This is a genomic window from Brevundimonas sp. A19_0 (assembly GCF_017744255.1).
Taxonomy (GTDB): Bacteria; Pseudomonadota; Alphaproteobacteria; order Caulobacterales; family Caulobacteraceae; genus Brevundimonas.
Window position 1 is genome coordinate 1 of record NZ_JAGHQP010000036.1, and the last position, 6,462, is coordinate 6,462.

The window sequence follows — 6,462 nt, forward strand, 5'->3', positions numbered from 1 at the left end:
TGCACGGGGTGACGATGGCCAATCTGACGGCGGCCCAGTTCATCTTCCCGGGACAGGCCTCTCCGGCCGAGGCCCTGTCGGGGATCATCCCGGCCGACGATGCGCGCTTCAACCCGCCGGTCCAGGTGGCGACCGCCGCGCAGGACGAGGCCAGGCCGGGCCTCGAGGCCGATACCGGCGCCCAGATCCTGCCGGGTCTGTCGGCGGAGGACCTCGTGGGCGGGGGCAAGGACGCCGGCCCGCAGATCCTGCCGGGGCTGGAAGATGACGCCTTCATCGCCGACTTCAGCGGCGGCGGGGCCAAGGTCCACGACGGCGGCGCCCAGGTGCTGCCGGCCGAGATCGACCCCCTGGGCCCGCAGGTCCTGCCGGGCGGGCCGGAGGTCGTCGACGACCTGCTGTTCAACCCGGCGCACTGGACCTTCGGCGAGGGCCGCGGCCACGGCCTCTACCTGCCCGACACCCCCGGCGCCGACCCCGTCGACACCCCGCCCACCCACGACTGGGCCTGGATGTAAGCCCCACAGGGCGGCCCCGCACACGCCGGGCCGCCCCATCCCATGGGGAAGCGGCGGATGCAGGATGGAGGCGGATCCGGCCGGGAATGGTCCGCGAACGCCGATTGTCAGGCGTTCTGAACTATCGCAATGTGTCGGGCCAAGGGCGGGGGTAAGTCGGCATGAGTGTTCAATCCTTCAACGGTCTTCAGTTCGGCGGATGGGGCCTGGCTCCGACCGATCCGATCGCTGCTTCGGCGCTCAGGGCCAGCCTGCTGCGGACCACTGCGTTAGAGTCGCTCGGGCCCGACCCAAGCGCACCTGTGCAGCGCGGCACCTGGCGCGATGAGCTGCTTGGCACCTGGGGAACAGACGCCGTCACCCTGTTCGGCCTGGGGGGCAACGACGAACTGCAAGGAGGCAGCGGTTCGGACTGGCTGGAGGGCGGCGCGGGCGACGACTTCATCGACGCCGGCGCGGGCGATGACATCATCTGGGGCGGCGCGGGCGCAGACTTCATCCGCAGCGGAGCCGGCGCCGACACCTTCATCTTCGTGCAAGGCGAGATCGGCACGGCCGGCAGCCCGCCCAATCCCGTGCCCAACGTCGATGTTATCCACGATTTCGATCCTGCCGCCGGCGATGTGATCGAGCTGTATGGATTCACCTTTGCGCCGCGACTGGAGGCTTGGGACAACGGCTCCCGCCTGATGTTCGCCGACGGGCGCAGCATCGAACTCCGATACATCACGCCCGAGGAGCTGGCGCAGCATCCAGGTTTCTTCCGCATGATGGCCGGCCCGCCGCCGGTCGCCGACCCGGAAGCCCCCGGCGGCCCGGTCATCGCCGAAGGCGATCTGACCATACCGACGGGAGCCACGACCACCTTCCTCGAGGATGCCGGCTATCTGGTCTCCCTCGGGACCCTCACCAACAACGGGACGATTATTGTCGACGGAGGGCCAGACGACAGCCACCTGGCCGTCGGCGTGCAAATGGGCCGACTGCCGAGCCTGCTGCCCGATGTGTTCGTCAACAATGCGAGCGGGACGGTCCGGGTCATCAATGACGGCACGGCCGGCGCCTTCGGCACGCGTGGCAGCCAGGACGTGGTCAACCACGGTCTGGTAGAGGCCTGGTCCGCGCATGACGCGACCGGCGTGCATGCCCGATCCGTAAACTGGCGCCTCGACAATACCGGCACGATTGTCGCCCATGCGGGCGGACTGGCCGTCGGCGTGACCTTGCCCAACGAGCCGCTCCTGACCTCTGCGGCGCACCGGGCCCATGTGTATGCGAACAACAGCGGCCAGATCCTTGCCTTCGGCGAGACGGCGATCGGCTACCATACTGACCTGAACACCACCCTGACGAACAGCGGCCTGATCGAGGCGCAAGGCGCCAACGGGGCGATTGGCCTGATCCTCGACGCCAACGGCAGTTTCACCAACAGCGGCACGATCCGGGCGATCGCCGAAGACGGGCTCAGCATTGCCTTTACCGCCTTTAATGTCGACAGCATCAACGCGCGCGGAAACGGGGTCCAGACCTACGTCAATTCGGGGCTGATCGAGGGCGATATCGCCATCTACATCGCCGACGACGTTGCGTTCTACGTCCAGCGGTCCGTCGAGCATGTGATCAACACCGGCACGATCATCGGCGCGGTGATCCTGGGTTCGGGCGAGGATGAGGTGCGCAATGCCGGCGTCATCGTCGGCAATATCGACCTCGGGGCCGAGGGCGACCTCTACGACGGAACGGGTGGCAGCCTTGAGGGCGGCGTTTTCGGCGGCTTCGGCAATGATCGCCTGGTCGGCGGCTCGCTGGCGGACTATCTGTTCGGCGAGGATGGCGCCGACGCCATCTTCGGGGGCGCCGGCGACGACTATATCGACGGCGGTCGCGGCAATGACGCCCTCGACGGCGGGACGGGCGTCGATACCCTGTCCTATCTGAGTTCAGGCCTGGGCGCGACGGTCGATCTGCTGGCGGGGACGGGACGCGCCTCCGGCGTTGATACCCTTGTCAATTTCGAGAACGTAGAGGGCAGCCGGTTCGCCGATGTCCTCACCGGCGACAAGGACGCCAATATACTGGAGGGCAATGGCGGCGACGATGTGCTGGACGGCGGCACCGGCGATGACATTCTGTGGGGCGGCACCGGCAAGGACACCCTGACCGGGGGGGCAGGACACGACATCTTCGTGTTCAGCATGGGCGACGGCGTCGACACCATCACCGACTTCGCCGCCGCCGGCGCGGCCGACCAGCTGTGGATTCATGGCTACTCCGGCTACCAGTCACTTCTGCAGGTCGGCGCCGACACCCGGGTGATCCTGTCCGAAACCGAGTCGATCCTGCTCCGCAATGTGACCGCCACGGACCTCACAGCCGCTGATTTCGACTTCCGGCCGCAGGCTCTGCCACCGGCGCCGCAGCCTCTCGCCCAGGGACAGCTGATCGTCTCACAGCTCCTGGTGCTGGAGGCGTCTGAGGTGCTGGACATTTCGCGCCTTGGCGAGGGGCAGAGCGGACTTCACCTGGAAGCCGTCGGGGGCCGGGCCGAGCCGGCCGTGTTCAACAGCGGCCGGATCATCATCGACGGCGGCTCGCAGTTCGATCGCATCGTGGGCCTCGACTATCGCGACGGGACCGCCTTTGTCGAGAGCGCCGTGGTCAATCGGGCTGAAGGACTGTTTCGCGTGGCAGGCGGCGGCCAGACGGACGTTGTCGGCACCGTGGGCCCGGATGTGGTGAACAACGCCGGGCGGATTGAAATCATCGCCGGCGGTGACGCTGTGGGCCTGTCTGGCGTCATCGAGACGGTCAACAGCGGTCAGCTGATCGTCACCGGCGGCCTGTCGGCGATGGGCATCGACATGAGCATCGGCAACCAGAGCCTGTGGAACAGCGGGTTGATCGAGGTGACAGGCGGGACCGCCAGCACGGGTGCGCGCGTCTTCCAGCATAACCACCCGCTGAACCCCACTGCCTACAGCTTCGTCAACAGCGGCACGATCCGGGTCACGGATTCCACCGCCGCCCGGGACAGTGTCGGCCTCCTCTTCGGAACCGGATCCACATCCACCTTTGTCAATTCTGGCCTGATCGAGGCCGACTACGCCCTGCGCGTTGAGCCGATGGACTCCGGCTACGCGAGCTACGTCCATTACATCCTCAATACGGGAGAGCTGCGCGGTCTGGTCGACCTGGGGGCCGAGCAGTCGCGGCTGTTCAACGAAGGTCTGATCACGGGCCGGGTCGATCTGGGCGACGGCGCGGATGTCTATGAAGGCCGGTCGGGAACCCAGACGGGCGGCGTCTATGGCGGCCGGGGGGCGGACACGCTGCTGGCCGGAGCCGGCGATGACCTGCTGGACGGAGGTGCTGACAACGATGTCCTGAGCGGCGGCGCCGGGAACGACACCCTGACCGGGGGCGCTGGCGCCGACATCTTCTATACCGGCTCGGGCGCCGACATCATCACCGACTTCAGCGGCGCGGCCGGCGACCGGATCCGCGTCTCCGGCTATTCGGCCTGGCAGAGCCTGCAGCAGCAGGGCGCGGACGTCCTCGTGACCTTCGGCGCGGGCGACACCCTGCTGCTGCGCAACATCCAGGCGGCGACCGTGACGGCCGGACTGTTCCAGTTCTCCGCTGTGCCCGTGGAGGCGACGGCCGGTCGCCCGGTGACGCCGGCGACGCCCGCGACGCCGATCATTTCCGGCTCCCCGCCCGTCGCCCCCTTGATCCTGCGGGGCGCCGAAACCGACGACATCCTGACCGGCGGGGCGCTGGACGATCTGCTGCAGGGGCTGGCGGGGCGCGACACCCTGTCGGGCGGCGCCGGCAACGATGTGATGGAAGGCGGTGACGGAGCCGACACATTGACCGGTGGCGACGGGAATGATCGCCTGCTGGGCGGGGACGGCGATGACGTGCTGATCGGGGGCGCGGGCTTCGATCACATGGTCGGGGGCGCAGGGGCGGACCGGTTCGAGTTCGATATTTCGGGCAATTCCCTGGACCGGATTTTCGACTTCAATCCCGCCGAAGGCGACACCATCGTCATCCGCGGCGTGTCTCTCAGCTATACCATCGGCGACTTCCTGCGCTTTTCGCGGGAGGCGAACGGGACGATCGAAACAGCCGAAATCTACCTCGACATCGACTTCAGGGGCGGCCGGAACCTCGACGGCTCCATTATCGTCTACGGCACCGGGGGTGCCGACCGGATCAGCGCCATGGGTGGCGGGGTGGTCTTCGGCCTCGACGGCGCCGACTATCTGACCGGTCAGGACCAGCATGATGACCGGCTGGATGGCGGGGACGGCGCCGACTATCTTTGGGGCGTCGGCGGCGATGACATGCTGACCGGCGGCGCGGGCGATGACGAGATCGACGGTGATATCGGCTTCGACACCGCCGTCTTCTCCGGACCCCGGTCCGCCTATGTCATCACGAATACCAAGGATGCGATCGTGGTGACGGGTCCGGACGGCACCGACACCCTGACCAACGTCGAACGGCTGCGGTTTTCAGATGGCGATACCGACATCGCGGGCCGACCGCTTCTCCCGACCCTTGACGGTACCCTGAGAGACGATGTCCTGACCGGAACCGGCCAGGCGGACATGATCCTCGGGGGCGATGGCGATGATCTCATTTTCGGCCTCGCCGGCGACGATGTGATCAACGCCGGCATGGGGAACGATCGCATCGACGCCGGAACGGGCCGGAACACGGTCGAGGGTGGCATCGGCGACGATGTGTTCGTGGCCCCGTCCGACCTGGGGCTGTCAGGCTCGGTCTACACCGACGAGGTGGGCTACGACACGCTTGACGCCAGCCAGCGGACCACGAGCCTGGTCGTCGACGGAACGGTCGAGAACTGGTTCTTCACCGTGGGCAACGACCGCTTTCATTACATCGAGAACGTTATCGGCGGATCCGGTGCCGACCGTATCGACATGAGTGCCTTCGGCATTGAGGTCGAACTGTCGGGCGGGGGCGGCGACGACTTCCTGCGCGGCGGCCGAGGCAAGGATCTGCTGCGCGGCGGCGAGGGCGCGGATCGCCTCGAGGGCGGCAGCGGCGACGATCTCTATGGCGATGCGGGCAACGACGTCATCGTCGTCACCTTCGATCCGCTGATGTTGTTCTCGACCACCTTCATCAGCGGCGGCGCGGGCGACGACACCCTGATCCTGCGCGGAGACCGGGCAAGATTGTTCCTCGACAGCGGGTTCGGCGGGCTGGGCACCGGAGGACTCTCGGCCCAGGTCGAGAACGTGGTGCTGGAGATCACTGGCGCCGGGGAGCGCTGGCTGATCGGCGACCATGGGGCGAACCGCCTCTCGATCGGCGCCGGCGACGACGGCGGCGGCGGGGCCGTGCTGTCGGGGCTGGGCGGCGACGACATCCTGACCGGCGGCGAAGCGGATGATATTCTGAGCGGCAACCTGGGCCAGGACCAGTTGCGCGGCGGTGGCGGAAACGACACTGCGGACTATAGCCAGGCCTACTCCGGCGTAACGGCCAGCCTGGCCGCCGGCATGGCAAGCAACGACGGCGATGGCTCCACCGATACCTTCCTCAGTATCGAGAATCTGACGGGCTCGGCCTTCAATGACCGGCTGACCGGGGACGCCGGGCGCAATGTGCTGACCGGGGGCACTGGCGAGGATGTCCTCGACGGCGGCGCCGGCGACGACGTCCTCGACGGCGGCACGGGTGTCGATCGACTTTACGGCGGCTCCGGCGACGACACCTATTACGCGGACACCCAGGCCGATCTCGTGTTCGAGAACGCGGGTGAGGGCTACGACACCGTCATCGCGTCGTCGGGCTTCTATCTGTACGACAACATCGAGGCGCTGACGCTGTCGTCGTCGGCGGGCAATGCGTTCGGCGTGGGCAATGCGCTGGACAACACCCTGACGGGCAATGCGGGCGACAATCT

At 67.4% G+C, this 6,462-nt stretch carries 1 protein-coding gene and 1 pseudogene; both read left to right on the forward strand.

Features of this window, described 5'->3' with window-relative positions; genetic code table 11:
- The coding region (locus J7346_RS14790) for a hypothetical protein (protein ID WP_209120739.1) at nt 1-518 on the forward strand (518 nt) is incomplete at its 5' end.
- A gap of 161 nt (nt 519-679) precedes the next feature.
- Nucleotides 680-6,462, forward strand: a pseudogene (locus tag J7346_RS14795) (hypothetical protein); the annotation flags it as partial.